Source organism: Microcoleus sp. PH2017_12_PCY_D_A (assembly GCF_020738565.1).
In the GTDB taxonomy this organism is placed as follows: Bacteria; Cyanobacteriota; Cyanobacteriia; order Cyanobacteriales; family Microcoleaceae; genus Microcoleus.
In genome coordinates this window covers 40,185-55,641 of record NZ_JAEQCI010000019.1, presented here as the reverse complement: position 1 = coordinate 55,641, position 15,457 = coordinate 40,185, and the positions used below count along the sequence as shown (strand labels likewise).

13 protein-coding genes and 1 pseudogene are annotated in these 15,457 nt (G+C 46.6%); 5 read left to right on the top strand and 9 right to left on the bottom strand.

From position 1 onward, the window contains the following. Positions 1–203: 203 nt before the first annotated feature. Positions 204–632 carry an NUDIX hydrolase gene (locus JGK39_RS04670; RefSeq protein WP_293249344.1) on the bottom strand — a complete coding sequence of 143 codons (429 nt, stop codon included), beginning with the start codon at positions 630–632 and terminating at the stop codon, positions 204–206. A 386-nt stretch (positions 633–1,018) separates the two neighbouring features. On the opposite strand from JGK39_RS04670, the gene JGK39_RS04665 reads away from it, so the two are divergent. After that, positions 1,019–1,939: an alpha/beta hydrolase-fold protein gene (locus JGK39_RS04665; protein WP_293249341.1), complete on the top strand. Its 921-nt coding sequence runs from the start codon at positions 1,019–1,021 to the stop codon at positions 1,937–1,939. A gap of 11 nt (positions 1,940–1,950) precedes the next feature. Then, positions 1,951–3,630 carry a phosphatidylglycerol lysyltransferase domain-containing protein gene (locus tag JGK39_RS04660; protein WP_293249338.1) on the top strand — a complete coding sequence of 560 codons (1,680 nt, stop codon included), beginning with the start codon at positions 1,951–1,953 and terminating at the stop codon, positions 3,628–3,630. A 69-nt stretch (positions 3,631–3,699) separates the two neighbouring features. On the opposite strand, the gene JGK39_RS04655 is transcribed toward JGK39_RS04660, so the two are convergent. The 4 genes from JGK39_RS04655 to deoC form a co-directional block, all read right to left on the bottom strand. Next, positions 3,700–4,926, bottom strand: coding sequence for a glycosyltransferase family 4 protein (locus tag JGK39_RS04655; RefSeq protein ID WP_293249335.1), 1,227 nt, complete (start codon positions 4,924–4,926; stop codon positions 3,700–3,702). Positions 4,927–4,950: 24 nt separating this feature from the next. Further along, complete coding sequence (locus tag JGK39_RS04650; protein WP_293249332.1) at positions 4,951–6,525, bottom strand: MFS transporter; 1,575 nt, start codon at positions 6,523–6,525, stop codon at positions 4,951–4,953. A gap of 198 nt (positions 6,526–6,723) precedes the next feature. Further along, a complete protein-coding gene (recO, locus tag JGK39_RS04645) occupies positions 6,724–7,599 on the bottom strand; it encodes a DNA repair protein RecO (protein ID WP_293249329.1) in 876 nt (291 codons plus the stop codon). A 258-nt stretch (positions 7,600–7,857) separates the two neighbouring features. Continuing rightward, positions 7,858–8,538, bottom strand: coding sequence for a deoxyribose-phosphate aldolase (gene deoC, locus JGK39_RS04640; RefSeq protein WP_293249326.1), 681 nt, complete (start codon positions 8,536–8,538; stop codon positions 7,858–7,860). 150 nt (positions 8,539–8,688) lie between these two features. Here deoC and JGK39_RS04635 point away from each other — a divergent pair. The 3 genes and pseudogenes from JGK39_RS04635 to JGK39_RS04625 all read left to right on the top strand — a co-directional run bounded on the left by JGK39_RS04635 (position 8,689) and on the right by JGK39_RS04625 (position 11,913). Then, positions 8,689–9,880, top strand: a pseudogene (locus tag JGK39_RS04635) (transposase). A 320-nt stretch (positions 9,881–10,200) separates the two neighbouring features. Then, complete coding sequence (locus tag JGK39_RS04630) at positions 10,201–10,563, top strand: hypothetical protein (protein WP_293249323.1); 363 nt, start codon at positions 10,201–10,203, stop codon at positions 10,561–10,563. A gap of 327 nt (positions 10,564–10,890) precedes the next feature. Next, positions 10,891–11,913 carry a tetratricopeptide repeat protein gene (locus tag JGK39_RS04625; protein ID WP_293249320.1) on the top strand — a complete coding sequence of 341 codons (1,023 nt, stop codon included), beginning with the start codon at positions 10,891–10,893 and terminating at the stop codon, positions 11,911–11,913. Positions 11,914–12,257: 344 nt separating this feature from the next. On the opposite strand, the gene JGK39_RS04620 is transcribed toward JGK39_RS04625, so the two are convergent. The 4 genes from JGK39_RS04620 to JGK39_RS04605 form a co-directional block, all read right to left on the bottom strand. Next, entirely contained in the window at positions 12,258–13,052 is a 795-nt protein-coding gene (locus tag JGK39_RS04620) for a hypothetical protein (RefSeq protein ID WP_293249317.1), read from the bottom strand. 729 nt (positions 13,053–13,781) lie between these two features. Beyond that, positions 13,782–14,504 carry a pyridoxine 5'-phosphate synthase gene (locus JGK39_RS04615; RefSeq protein ID WP_293249314.1) on the bottom strand — a complete coding sequence of 241 codons (723 nt, stop codon included), beginning with the start codon at positions 14,502–14,504 and terminating at the stop codon, positions 13,782–13,784. A 65-nt stretch (positions 14,505–14,569) separates the two neighbouring features. Next, positions 14,570–14,926 (bottom strand): hypothetical protein, encoded by a 357-nt coding sequence (locus JGK39_RS04610; protein WP_293249311.1) that lies wholly within the window; start codon positions 14,924–14,926, stop codon positions 14,570–14,572. Between the two features lie 87 nt (positions 14,927–15,013). Continuing rightward, complete coding sequence (locus tag JGK39_RS04605) at positions 15,014–15,376, bottom strand: nucleotidyltransferase domain-containing protein (protein ID WP_293249308.1); 363 nt, start codon at positions 15,374–15,376, stop codon at positions 15,014–15,016. Between the last annotated feature and the right edge of the window lie 81 nt (positions 15,377–15,457).

The following is a 15,457-nucleotide window of genomic DNA, read 5'->3' as shown; positions in this document are numbered from 1 at the left end:
GTCCTTAACGGTTTGTAGTAAGGACTTTAGTCCTTAACGGTTTGTAGTAAGGACTTTAGTCCTTAACGGTTTGTAGTAAGGACTTTAGTCCTTAATGGTGGCGTATTGGCGTATATTTTAATTCTGAGGACTGAAGTCCTCACTACGAACTTTACAATTAATCTGCATTAATCTGCGTGCATCTGCGGTCAAAAAATCTTCTGCTACAAACGCGGCCGCAATCCGTAGTGGCGGTAGCGCCAATAATCGCGTAAAATGCTCTCGTGATCGAAACACAACTCCCTGGGAATCTGCCAAGATTCAAAAACTTGTAAATTTTTAGCATCATCCGCAGCTTGAGGCTCGCCCGTTGCCGCAGCCAAGAATACTATACTGATTGTATGTTGCCGCGCGTCGCGATTTGGATCGGAATAAACATAAAATTGCTCGATTAATTCTACATTCAAACTCGTTTCTTCTAAAGCTTCGCGCTTCGCCGCCGTTTCTACCGATTCCCCATAATCGACAAAGCCGCCGGGAATCGCCCAGCCGTAGGGAATATGCAGACGTTCTATAAGTACGATCGGTCGCTGCGGGCGATCGACCAATTCAATGATAATATCAACTGTAGGTGCAGGATTTCTATAAGTCATTTGCGAAGGAAGAAGGAAGTTCGGCAACGGATTGTGTAACGGATGTAACGGATGTAACGGATGTAGAAGAAGGAAACATTTAATAGCATAAGTCTGTAGGGGCGGGTTTTACCAACAGTAATAGCCGGAGATGAATAATCTCGTAAACCCGCCCAACCCAACCAACAATCATCATGTACATCTTAACATTCAATATACAAGGGGCTCCCCTCACCGACAATCCTGACACTGCAAACAAATTAAATAAACTCGCCCCCACCCCAAGATAAAACCTGCTGCTGGGTGACATTAGCGCAAGATGTGCGATCGACCTAACCACAGTCCTAAAATAATATTTGCATATAATGTACTAATTGCCATAGTACACAAAAAGAGAGATTGATAATATGCCTAAATGGCTCTTAAAAGTTTTAGGTATCGGTGCGGGTACAATCCTCCTGCTAGGTGCGGCTGGATACTGGTACGTGTTTATTGCCGGAGCACCTCAATTAGACCCTCCGAAAATCATAGCCGATGCCGACTTAAAATTTGAACTAAAAACATATAAAAGTGCAGCTATGAATTCCGAGCGCACCTACGGCTTAATTTTACCTCCCGGGTACGCAAAAAATCCCAAACAGCGCTATCCCGTGATTTTTTTGCTGCACGGCGGGCACGGAGATGCGCGCGCTTATCAAGACAAAGCTGCTGTTACTTCTGTGCTCCACGATTTATATAAAAGCAAAAGATTGCCGCCGTCAATTATAATTACTCCTGACGGAAACGACAAGCGGGGTACGAGTCCTTTGTGGGATCCGCAGTATTTTGACGGGCCGAACGGTAAGGTGGGAAGTGCGATCGGCTCCGAATTGGTTCAAATCGTAAAATCGCGCTACAGAACGCTGGAAGACCCCAAATTTTGGGCAATGGGAGGACAATCTTCGGGGGGGTGGGGAGCTTTTAACATCGGTTTGCGATATTTAAATAATTTTAATATTTTGTTCAGCCACAGCGGTTATTTTACCGATCAAAGCGGCAAAGCTAACAGTCCTAAATATTTAGTGCCGAAACTTTCTGCAAAAGACAGACAGCGACTGCGGGCTTATTTGGATGCGGGGGAAGAAGACAAGGAGTTTCTGACTTCTACTCAGCAGTTTCACGAACAATTAAATAGTTTGGGTATTGCCAATCAGTTTAACAAATTTCCGGGAGGACACGGGATTGTGGGCCCGGATGTCGGTTGGAATTATTGGCACAAGCATTTAGCCGATTCTTTGAGTTATGTTGGAAAACTGTTTAAGATATCGCTGGCCGCACCGAAAAATTAGAAAGGTGAACTGTGTTACCCCAAAAAACTAGGATTGGACTCTGGACTGCATCATTTTTAACTGGATTGGTTGGAGTTATTAACCTGCTGTCTGCTGTAACTCCCAGTTTACCCGATCGCCGAAATTGGCTGGAACCGTTTTTTCCTTTTACCGTGCGGGCGGGCGGGCATTTTTTTGCAGCCGTTATCGGATTTATGCTGCTAACTCTGGCAACTAATTTGTTGCGGCGCAAGCGGATTGCTTGGTTGCTGACGGTGGGATTGTTAATTGCTTCTATTGTAGTTCATTTAGTCAAGGGATTGGATGTTGAAGAAAGTTTGCTTTCGGGAGTGCTGCTGTTTCAGTTGTTGGTGATGCGAAAAAGTTTTACGGCTAAATCCGATCGCCCTTCAATTGCTCAAGGAATCCGAGTTTTGGTAGGCGCTTTGCTGTTTACGCTAGCTTACGGCACGGCGGGATTTTATATTTTGGACGGGCGTTTTGAAGTTAACGAACAAGCGGTTAATTTTGATTGGGATGATGCTATTTTCCAAACTTTTGCCATGTTTTTTACGGCGGATGACGCGGGTTTGGTGCCAAAAACTCGGTTTGCTAACTTTTTTGCCGATTCGATTTATGCTGTGGGTGCGGTAACGATTGGTTACGCACTTTTTATGCTGCTGCGCCCGGTGCTGCTGCGAGATGCAGGAAGTATTTCGGAACGGAATAAAGCTCAAGAAATTGTCGCAGAATACGGGCGGACAACGCTAGCGAGATTGGCGCTGCTTGAGGATAAATCTTATTATTTTAGTCCTTCGGGCAAAAGTACGATCGCCTACGTGCCCAAAGGTAGAGGCGCGATCGCCCTGGGAGACCCCATCGGCCCCCCAGAAGACCGCAAAGAGGCAATTCTGGGGTTTCAAGAATTTTGCGATCGCAACGATTGGTATCCGGCATTTTATCAAACTTTGCCCGACGATCTAGAAATGTATTCTAATCTCGGTTTTCGAGTGATGCAAATCGGCGAAGAAGCAATTGTTGACCTCAAAAATTTTACTCTCAAAGGCAAGGCAAATCAAAATTTGCGAACTGCAATCAACCGACTCACAAAAGCCGGCAATCAAGTCGAATTTTACGAACCTCCTTTAAGTTTGGAGTTGATGCGGAAAATGAAAGCTGTTAGCGACGAGTGGCTGCAAATGGTTCAGGGTGCCGAAAAACAGTTTTCTGTCGGTTGGTTTGATGAGGCATATTTGCAGAAAACTCGCGCCGCAGCCATCCACACTCCCGACGGTAAAATTAGTGCTTTTGCTAATATGATATCTGTGGGCGATCGAGTTGTTGGAGTTGATTTAATGCGGCGCCGCACTGAGGTGGAAAATGGCACGATGGAGTGTTTGTTTGCTTCGATGTTGCAGCACTGTCAAGAGTTGGGCTATGTACAATTTGATTTGGGTTTATCGGCTTTGGCGGGAGTCGGAGAACCGGGGAAATCCGGGCGTTTGGAAAAGGTTTTGATTTATCTTTCGGATCACTTGAGCAAGTTTTATAATTTTAAGGGATTGCACAGTTTTAAAGATAAGTTCGGGCCGCGCTGGGAACCGCGTTATTTTGTTTATCCGAGTTGGGGAAGTTTGCCGGATGTTGTGGTTGCTTTGATTCGGGCTGATTCGGGCGATAGACTTTTGGATTATTTGCGCCCGGGAAGTTAGAGAAAATTGGTTTGTAGTGAGGACTTTAGTCCTCATAAATCCGAGGACTAAAGTCCTCACTACAAACATTCATGCTAAACCGCGAACTGGCACGCGCTGCTTCTGCAAAACTTCTGCATACAGCTTTTCCAACTCAGTAATATTCTGACTGAGAGTGTACCGCTCGATCGCCCGCTGGCGCGCTTTTTGGCCCAGCAGCATTCCCAACTCAGGGTGATCGCAAAACAGCGGCAGCAAAGTTTGCAACTGACTCCGCACCCGCTGAGTGTTCAAAACTATCCCCGCGCCTTCCTCCAAAGCCTCCCCGTCAGCACCGGCATCCGTTGCCAAACAAGCTAAACCGCAGGCCATCGCTTCCAGCAGCGACAGCGACAGTCCCTCCACCAAAGAAGGCAAAATAAATACATCTGCACCGCGCAGAATTTCGATCCGGCGTTCTTCCTCGGCGACAAATCCGAGCCACACAATGCCCTCCTCTTCGCCGTAGGACAGTTGCAGCGACGCGGCGAGGGGCCCGTCGCCCACGATGGCCAACACGTTGCCAGGGCCAAAATTGCATTGTTTCCAGGCCTTCAGCAAAGCCTCAACATTTTTCTCCGGGGCAATGCGACCTTGATATACAAAAAGTCTATCGGCCTTTAACTCTGATTTCAACCCCGAAGGCCCGGGCGAATACTTCTGGGCGTCTACGCCGTTGGGAATCACAGCCACCCGTTCTTCCGGCACTCCCAACTTCACCAAAATATCCCGCTGAATGTAAGAAAATACGATCGTCGAGTCGTAGTTAGCCAAAAACGGAGCGTACAGTTGATACATCAGGTGTTGGGTTCCCGATGTCAAATTCCGCAATTTGCGATCGAACGGCGGGTGAAAAGTCGCCACCAAAGGCAAATTCAATTCTTGACAAATTTCCGGCAGCAAAAAGTCTAGAGGCGAAAGCGTCAGGGAAGCGTGAACAACATCCGGTTTCAGCCGCCGCAAAGACTTCATCAAAACTGTGCGGGATTTGAGAGTTGGAATCGTATAAATTTGCGATTTGTAGTGACAGGGTAAAGAAACTTCGTTGCAACTCGCCGGCGAAAGCGAATTGGTATAGGAACTTGGAGCCATGGACGAGCCCCATGAACCATTTGCCGCGCTCCACGCCGCATTATTCCTGTCAAGTTGGCCCGCTTCTTGGGCAAAGTGCAGGAAACTAACCTGGTATTCCCGGTCTAATAGTGCGTTAGTGACTTCCCTGGAGTAAGTTACGTTACCGCAAAAAGGTGATTTTTTTCCTAGCCAAGCGATGTGCATTCAAGTAAATCAGAGTTTGTTATTTTATGGGAGTCGATCGACTTTGCTATTAGTGCTACGGGAAATATACCAGGTTAAGACGCCACCTGCGATCGCCAATCCTGCCAAAGCCAAAAATACGGTTGGCAAACCCAGAAATGTTTCTGCTACTCCCGCTAAAGCTAACGGTAAACTCAAAGCGATATTAGTGGCATTGTTTTGCAGCCCAAAGACTTTTCCCCGCATTTCTTCTGGGGTTTCTGCTTGAATTGTCGTCTGCATCGGCACTCCCACCAACGAGGCAAACAAACCCAACAGCGTAATGAACAGCACCGAGATCCACAAATGGTGCGTAAATGCAGAAAGACCCATCAGAGCAAGTGCCATGCCAACAGAGCCGATTAAACTAAGTTGAGAGTGAGAAAATTTGTGGCCGAGATAGCCAACAGTCGTCGCTCCAACAGCCATTCCCACGCCCACCGCAGCCAGCAAAAAGCCAAATTGTGACGCTTTCATACCGGGCAGGATTTCTGCCAGCCGCACCGCTAGAACTGCCAAGGCTGCAAAAATGGAAAATAGAATAATTAGTTGAATTAAAGCATTGCGGACTTTCGGCTGATCGTTGATGTAACGCAAACCGTCTTTTAAATCTGCTAGGGGGTGCGGCGGTTCGTGTTCGACTTCGTTTTTTTCGCCTGTTTTCATAGACAGCAACAGCACTCCGGCGAAGGCGTAACTGCCGCCTACTACTAATTCTTTGCCGATGCCGAGTCCGCCGCCGAGGTTGGTAAATAGGTTGTCGGCTAAGGCTAGTAAGGGTTCTCCGACTGCAAAGCCGATAATCACCGAACCCATCATGGTTGTGGTGTAGAGCGAGTTTGCCGATAGCAGGTGGCGGCGTTCCACTATTAAGGGAATCACGGACTGTTCTGCTGGGGCGAAAAATTGAGTTAGGGTCGAAACTAGGAATGTGACTAGCAGCAGCAAGCAGAATCCGAGCGGTAGTTGACCGAGTTCAAATCCGTCTGAGAGCCACAGCAGCAGGGGTAATGTTAAGACGAAGCCTCCGCGCAGCAGGTTTGTGGCTACAAGCACGGCTTTTTTCGACCAACGATCGACATACACGCCCGCAGCAGCCCCGAACAATACCGCAGGAATCGTAAAAGCAATCATGATTGCTGACACCCACCTGCTGATGGTTTGATCGGGCGCTTGAAATCTGCTGGCTACCAGGGCGATCGTCAGTACGAGATAAACTTTATCTGCTAGTTGCGAGAAAACTTGCCCGCTCCACAAGGCTAGAAAATTTCGGTTTTTCAGAACCGGCAGAAATCCTGTTTCTTTTTCGTCCGTTTCGGCTACTGCTTCCGCGAGTTCTGCTGCGGTTGATGCTGTTGGCAGCGGGGGGATGGCTTCGGGTTGTTGGCTGTTGCCGTTGTTCCAGTCTGTTTCTGGATTTGTGGGATATTTGTCCATTTCTGGGTCTTGGGCGTTGCTCCATTGTCGATCGGCAAAGACGGGCGATGAGTTAAAATCTGGAAAATTTTCTCGTTCTTCCATCTTGTGGTGGGTCACAGCTAAAACAGATATTCTCAAATCAGTATCGGACAGTCGCATCATAGGATTAGGGGTGGATCGCCTGGGATGGTGGAGGTTGGGGGACGTGAAGTTCAAATTGAGGCGTTTACCTCGAATTTTAATAACTCGTAACTTTTCTTATTATCTAGTGTTCCAAGAATCTTGAGAATTTACCTGAAACTGCTTGCTGGTTCGGATATCCCGCAAGGTGGGGTGAGATTTTCACTCAACATTCAAAATTTAAAACTCAAAACTCTCCAAGTAGGTGTCGATCGAGCTTCCCGATCGAATCGTGCAACCTAAATGATACTGGGCATATTGCCGCAAAATATTTTCTACTGATATCCAAGTCGCGCGATCGGCAATCCCCTCTCCTAGTTCTGCACTACCCAACTGTTGCAGCGCAGCTAATTCTCTAGCATTAATCTGAAAATTTGTCAAGTGTTTGCTGTCGCTCGTTTGCGGGGAACGGGAGCTGGATCTGTACAAGCTGCCGGTTTGGGAAGAGAGTTCTGCCTCTAAGTTAGCTAGCTCTGGCAAGCTGAAGGTTCCCCCAGAGGGTATACTAAACCCGGTTTGCCATTTCGGATCTTTGAAATTTGGGATGAGGGGTTGTCTGGTGGCGCAGCAGACTTGGACTTGGGGCGCGAGGCCTGCTAGGGCTAGCAAGTGAAAAATACCCTGGGCCAGATGGGCGACTAGCAGGGCGGCGGATTGGATTTCTGTGCGATCGGACAAACGCTCCAAACGGCTCAAGTGTTCGCCCAGCAAAAAGAACAGCGATTCTTGCGGTTCGTCGGAAAGGGCGCTGGCGATCGCCAATTCGGCCAGATATTGCGCGGCTGATAGTTTTCCGAGGTTGCGGCTCAAACCCGGATAGGATTCGACGGTGGACGCTTGAGTAATCTTGTCGAGCGATCGGCCTTTGGCGATGAGCAATTCGTTGACGACAAATAACTCGCTTCTCCCGCCAATGCTCGATCGCTGTTTGCGAACACCCGGTGCTACGGCTTTTATCAAGCCGAATTCCCGCGTCAAAACTGTCAGCAGGCGATCGGATTCCCCGATCGGCGCACTCTTAAGATTAATACCAATTGCTTTGTAAGTTCGATTCACTAGATTTTAAATTTTAGATTCACAATGGCAGTAGCAAAAACAGTCCACGACACACAACTTTTATTCGATACTCGTTACCAGACTCTGATACTCGTTACCAGGCTCTGCCTCCTAATCCCAGCCGATGCAGAGCCTCTAAATATGGGTTCCTTTCGCAGAGCCTTGGAACCAGTTAAGTTTCAGCTTAAGTTCACACTAATACCCATTACCTAATGACTACTGACTAATGACTAATGACTAATGACTGCTGACTAATGACTAATGAGTCTGATTTAAATTATCTCGCTGGCGGATTAATTCCGGGCCGCGAGAAGTCCCCAAACGAGTCGCACCAGCCACGATCAAATCTATAGCTTGTTCGTGAGTGCGAATTCCTCCGGCCGCTTTAATACCAACTCTTCCCTTAGTAAATTCCTTCAACAACCGTACATCTTCAACTGTCGCCCCACCAAAAAAGCCCGTATTCGTTTTGATGTAAGTCGCGCCCGCCTCCATGCAAAGCTCAGCCGCTAATTGTTTTTCCTCATCAGAAAGCATCGAGCATTCGATAATCGCCTTGATAGTTAGTCCGGTTTCTTCGCAAATTTCGGCCAATTCCCGATGAAATTCGTCGCTTTTTCCGGCTTTCAACAATCCTAAATTCACCGAGACATCTAACTCAACGGCTCCGCTGTCTGCCGCTTCTAGGGCTTCGTAGAGTTTTACTGCTGGTGTGGTTGCTCCCGTGGGAAAACCTATGACTGTCGAGACTTTTGGATTTTTGCCGTGCAAGAGACTTACCGCTTGTCGCACGTAGGCGGGATAAACGCAAACTGTGGCAAACCCAAATCTTTCTGCTTGTTGGCAGCAATTTTCTACTTGCTCGGGGGTGGCGCCCGGATCGATCAGGGCGTGGTCGATATAGGGGGCAATATCGATATCTGGCCCTTGTGCAGCCATTGCTGTTTTTTCTCCGAAGCAACTACTTCTTTATTATCAAAGATTTGGGTTTAAAACCCCGTCCTTCTAGGACGGCTTTAATTGTAAAGTTTTAATAACTCGCCGAACATTTTATGCTGGAGTGTATAGTATAAGATCGGAGGTGAAGTCATGTTAGTTTTTGAGTTCAAGGCATACGGAAAATCGAATCAGTTCAAAGCAGTAGGCGAAGCAATTCGTACCGCTAAGTTTGTCCGCAATAGCTGTTTGCGTTATTGGATGGACAACAAGAAAGTGGGTAAAAACGACTTAAATAAATACTGCGCCGTACTAGCTCGCGATTTTCTCTTTGCCGACGAACTCAACTCAATGGCAAGACAAGCTAGCGCAGAACGGGCATGGTCTTCTATTTCCCGATTTTACGATAACTGCAAGAAAAATATTCCTGGTAAAAAAGGGTATCCACAATTTCAAAGAGATTGCCACTCGGTGGAATATAAAACCAGTGGCTGGAAACTTGCTGACGATCGAAAATCAATCAACTTTACCGACAAAAAAGGAATTGGACGATTAAAACTAAAAGGCACACGCGATCTACATTTTTACCAAATTAGCCAAATAAAAAGGGTGAGATTGGTCAAACGTGCTGATGGCGTGTACGTCCAATTCTGTGTGGATGTCGATAGACAAGAAAACACAGAACCCTCTGGTACTACGATCGGATTAGACGTGGGATTGAAGGAATATTACACTGATTCAAACGGAACTACGGTTGAAAACCTTCCTGTTTATGAGAAAAGGTGAGAAAGTCCTCAAACGCTCTGGGCGTCGCGTATCCAGGAAAGTCAAAGGCTCAAGAAATAGGGGCAAAGCTCGGCAGATTCTAGGCAAGCGCCATCTCAAAATAAGTAGACAACGTAAAGACCATGCTGTGAAATTAGCAAGGTGCGTAATCTCATCAAACGATGTAGTCGTCTACGAAGATTTGAGAATCAAAAACATGGTGAAGAATCATTGTCTGGCTAAGTCCATTAATGACGCATCTTGGTATCAATTTCGTGTTTGGCTTGAATACTTTGGAAAAGTGTTTGAAAAAATCACGGTTGCGGTGAATCCCCAATACACCAGTCAAGAATGCTCTAGCTGCGGTGAAATCGTGAAGAAAACGCTCTCTACAAGAACCCATGCTTGTAAATGTGGTTGTGTCTTGGATCGTGACGAAAACGCAGCTAAAAATATCCTTAGTCGAGGATTGGGTACGGTAGGGCATACCGGAACCTTTGGTCTTGAACCAAGCAACTCTTTGGGAGAATTAGTCTCTACTGTTGTTGGAGAAATCCTGCCTCAGCAAACTGGCTCGTAGATCAAAGAATCCCCACGCCTTCAGGCTGGGGAGTGTCAAGTATCGAATTTACCAATTCTTAACTTGCCTCCGGCTCTGAGCGAGCACAAATACTCAATTTGCCTGTTCTAAAACTCTGGCGGGAATTGGTTCATTTATTAATGCCAAAAAAATTAAATTTTAGTATCTGCCTTTAGATACATTTTGGATATTTCTTTAGGTATACTTTGTTAAAAGGAGTTGCGGTAGAGCCTGCGTCAGCTACCCTAGGGCAGAGCCTGGTAGCAGTCACTGTTTTTACTCCGATTAGTGCTTTAAAAACATAACAGCCAGTGCCAAGCATGAATCATTTAGAACTCGAACAAGAAATTGGAAAGATGGCTAGAGCGATGATGACTCGCAATAGCTTAATTGGTAAAGATTTGATTGCAGATCTCAGAGGGCGGCTGTCAACAGACAGCGTAGCTGCTTTGATGATTGTCAGTATTGAGCGCTTGATTTGGTCTGACTGTGAGTCGGTAATCTGGAGTTTGAGTTATTTGATTCCTGCTGATGTGATGGAAGAAATTCGCCGCATTACGGCGCTGGTTGTTTGCAAGCGCTTGATGGGCAAGGGTTTTGTTCTGGGGAAGGATTTTAGTATTGATGGTTCAGGCAGGTTGCTGTTGAGCGAGACTGCTCAAACAGCGGTTGTGGTTGCTTGAATTTGGAAAGCAGAAGTTGGAGCTATTGGCACTACGAGATTTGCACTCTTAGTGTAACTGCAAACCTAATTTTGGATTCGGTAATAGTTGCGTGACTCGCGCCAGCCTGAGATTTGCAGCAGCTCCAACCAGTGATGAGTGTGGTTAGCTGAAAGAGCATTTGATGAAAGGAAAATAGTCGGTTTCAACAGCCAATTGTTGAGGTTGTTAATGGCAGTTTGTACGGGCGATCGCCCTGTATCAAAATTTTCAGATTTTTCGTGAAATTACAGTTTAACTCCGGGCCTTGTTCGTGTAGAATCATCCCTAAGATAGATGCAAAATATTATGAACTTAATTCAAAACTTGGAAGCAGCTTGGTATTATCATCTGGGTTCGCGTTACCTCGAAGCTAACGATCATGATAGTGCTCTGACGAATTTTGACAGAGCTGTGAAGTTGCAGTCGGATCATTACAAGGCTTGGTTCGGGCGAGGTATGGCTTTGGGGAACTTAGAACGGCACTTAGAAGCGCTTTCAAGTTTTGATGAAGCTTTGGCGGTGCAGCCGGATGCGAGCTTTGGCTGGCACAACCGGGCTATTGCTTTAGGAAAGTTGGGCCGCCTTTTGGAGGCTCTTAACAGTTTTGACAGGGCTCTGGAGTTCAACCCCTGTGCGGCGAGTATTTGGCACAACCGGGGACTGACGTCGATCGATATGGGGCTTTACCAGAAGGCGGTTCTGAGTTTCGATCGCTCTTTAAGCTTGCAGCCAGAGGCGCCTTGGGCGTGGTACAACCGAGGGAATGCTCTGTTAGAGTTAAAACTTTACTATCAGGCGCTCAACAGTTTCGATCGCGCGATCGAGTTTAATCCAGATGATGCGAAGGCTTGGTACAATCGCGGTATAGCAGCCAACTCCATGGGACTTTACAAGCAAGCAGTGGCTAGTTTTAGTCGATCGATCGCTCTGAAACCGGACAGAGCCGAAGCTGTAGGCGAGCGACGAATTGCTTTGCAAAAATTAGTCGGCTTAAATCAGAAAAATGCCAAGTTCACTCCCACATCAGAGTGTATCTTTGAGGATTATTTGATTTGGTACAATCGGGGTGTGGAGTTGGCGCGGCAAGGTAGCTATTCGGAGGCGATCGCTTGCTACGAAACTGCCTTAGAAATCAATCCTGATTTTGCTAACGCTTTTTACAATCAAGCTTGCTGTTATGCGCTGCTGGGCTTTGCTGATTTGGCCCTTGACAATTTGCAGCGGGCTGTGGAGTTTATGCCGATTTTATACCGAGAGCTAGCTGTAGCTGACTCGGATTTAAGCTGTATTTGGAAACAAGAACGTTTTGCAGCACTGATCGAAGGTTGAGAAGTCATTAGTCATTAGTCATTAGTCATTAGTCATTGGTCATTAGTCATTGGTCATTAGTCATTGGTCATTAGTCATTAGTCATCAGTCATTAGTCATCAGGAAGAAGGAAAAAGGAAGAAGGAAGTAATATTCTTTCCGGTTAAGTCGAACGGAATTATACAGTGCTGTACCCGCTCGCGATCTGTACAAAAAAAATGCTTTTTCCAAAACTGAGATGCTCCCCTAACTAACGTTCTTGGCGGTTGATTTTTCGCAAAAAAAAGCTCGCGTTTCGGGCGAGCTTTTGTGGCTGGGCTGCGTGAAATTTAGATCGGCCTCAAAAGTGTTTTTGCTATCTCGATCTATCGCACCGCAACTCTGATAGAGGATTTGACTGGCCTGTTGGCAACTATCAGCACCTTATAGGTGCCTGACTCGGGGAGTTGAGCAAAAGTTTGACCTTCGCCTTGATCCAGGAGTTGTCCCGATGGAGATTCGATCGCCACATCGAGATTTTTGTTGCTAGCATTCACGGTGATTGTCTGTCCCTGTTTTCCGGGAACTGTCAGGGGCTGGATTTGGTAGCCGGACATTTTGAGCCTGACTGTGGCTTCTGTTTCCCCGTATGCTATGGGAAGTGCGCGATCGGGCCTATAAGTCCACTTGGCGTTAAAGTCGCGTTCGAGTACGAAGGCGCTAGTCTCACCTTTCGGAGTAACTCGCACGCGATAAATGCCGGACTCTGGCAACTGACCTATCCACTGATTGTCACTTTTGTCAACAACTCCCAGATTTTGACCGTTGGGGCTGTACAGTTGGGCTGTCAGTTTTCCCGCCCACAGCGAGAGAGTGAGTTCTCGCCCTTTGACGCCTTCAAAAATATAGGTGGTGGGTTGGCTGATAGTTTCTCTAATTTCCGAGGTTGACATTCGCTCAATGGGCTCTAGCTTGGCAACAGGGGCCGCAGTAACTGACGTTGGCTCGATCGGTTCTTGCTGAGCAACTAAGGCAGAAGTAACTGGTGTATTAACAGTTTCTGTAATTTCCGCAGCGGCCATCCGCTCGCTCGGTTCAAATTGGGGGGCTACAGGGCTGGCAAATACGGATTTTGCCGTCAACATCAGTAGCATTCCAGTCAGTAAAATTAGTTTTTTCATGTCGCACTTGGCAGGGGTAAGGAGTTGTATATGGTTACTTGTGTTTGCCTGTTTGCACCGGATTAAGTAAGCGCGATCGCACACTTGGCTACAGCAGCATCTAGGATACAGGTAAATATCCCGTACTTGGACAAAACTGTTGGTAGCAGATTGGTAGTGCGGGAGCTAAGTAGTAGCCTCAATTTGTCGGGACATTTCAATGATACTCCCTACGCATAATATCATTGAGAATTTGAGTAATTTGGTTAAGGAAAATTAAAGTTTTTTCCAACGATATGGGTAAAAAAATGCCTGCACCCAAAAAACGCGGTGTCTGGGCTTCCGGATCGATCTTGCTACCGCGAAAATGCCCTTGACACGCCTGACGGCGGTCTCTACTGTTACGTACAATTTTTCTTGTTCTTGTGGAATGGGCGGGAGAGCCCGTCTCTAAAGGGCGATCGGCTTTTAGGGTGCAGGGATCGATCGCACATTCGGGCTATTAAGGAATGAGAATTAAATAACGTACAATTTTTCTTGTTCTTGTGGGATGGGCGGGAGAGCCCGTCTCTAAAGGACGGGCTCTCCCGCCCATCCCACAAATACGTGTAAATTATTTAATTCACGATCCTAATTTGCCCAGAATCGGGCAGTCTACAATGACAGGTTCCTATGCTTTGTAGATACCAGGGGCGGGTTTAGTGATAATTTTTGTGCAAAACTAGCCCTCCCACGCGAGGTTTATTTCTACTACAAACCTGAGAGAATTTTTAGGTAAGCTTTTACCGTGTTCGACAAGCCCATTTCTAGCGCTTCCGCAATTAAAGCATGACCTATCGAGACTTCTAGTATATCAGGAATAGAGCAAAACTTAGCTAAATTTTCCAAATTTAGATCGTGTCCGGCATTCACTCCCAAACCTACAGATTGAGCCGCTTTAGCTGCTAAAACATACTGTTGAAAAACAGATTCTACATTCCCTTCACGAAAAGCAGTTGCATAGGGTTCCGTGTACAGCTCTACTCGGTCTGCTCCAACTTCTTTTGCTAGGGGCATGAGAGCAGCATCTGCGTCCATAAACAAGCTGACTCTGATGCCGTTGTTTTTTAATTTTTCAATAATTGGTAACAGGCGATCGCGATTTTCGGGAATATCCCAACCGCTATCCGAGGTGAGCACGTCGGGAGCATCCGGCACTAAGGTACACTGAGCGGGTTTGACATCGCAAACTATATCCATAAATGGCGGCTGAAACGGATTTCCTTCGATGTTGAACTCGACGGTTAGCATTTTGGCTAATTCGTAAACATCGGCAGCTTTGATGTGCCTTTCATCGGGGCGGGGATGGACTGTAACGCCGTGGGCTCCGGCGGCGATTACTGTTTTTGCAGCTTCGGTAACGCTGGGAATGCCGATATTTCTAGAGTTTCTGAGGAGGGCGATTCTGTTGATGTTGACGCTGAGTTTTGTCATGGGATGTTAATTTTTCAGGTAGATGCTACTATATTAATCGCTTTCGGAACGAAATCTTTAGCGCATTACGGTACTTCTCGGGCATTCTGAGAGTTAAATTTAGCTTCTGCGTGGGGTAAGGTTTCTGCAAAAAAGTCCTCGGCTGTTTGCTGTTTTGCGGCCAAATCTTCGAGATTGGCAATGCAGAAAAGCGGTGTGACGCGATCGACTATTGCGGGCGGAAAATCTCGGGTGAAATATTTGAGTTGAAAGTCGTATCTGTGGGGACGGTAGATCGTGCCCAGCAGTTCGATTAAGGGTAGAAGCGTCCAATCGTGATAGTTGCCGATCGCCTCTACTAAATGCCCGCGATATATCTCTTTTTTCACCAAAGGTTGCAGCAAATCAAAACGAATTTTAATTTCGTTGAATCTGGCTAGCATTTGGGAAAAATGCTTGTTTGTATCCAAATGAGCAGGTACAATTAGATTGGCTTTGTCAAAGGCGATTCCCTACGGGATAGCTTCGCTTCACGGGACTTGTCCGTGTCTCTCAATTTCCAGAAAATCGTTGCGGCTGCTGCGCCGGAAAACGGCAAAATCAATTAGCAAGAAGGGCGGAGTTTCTTTGAGACGCCAAAAGCATTGAGATTGACCGTGCCAAGCTGGTTCGGGAACTCGATATTTGAGTTCTATTTCGGAAATTTCGGCGAGGGTTGTTTCTACAATCTCAAAGGTTTGTTCGACGGAGTTATCTGCAACCACAACTGCAATATCGAGGTCTGACCATTCGTCTGTGTAGCCGTGGGCTGCTGAACCTCCTTGCCACAAAGCGAGAACAAAATCTAAAGGTTGGAGGGTTGAAACAATCTTTTCGAGAATGAGTTGTCTCATGGCATCAAGCTAAACTCTTACTTTTGATTGTAGCGCCAATTCTGTAAAGGCAGTTCCAGCAAAGCGCCAATAAAATTCCTG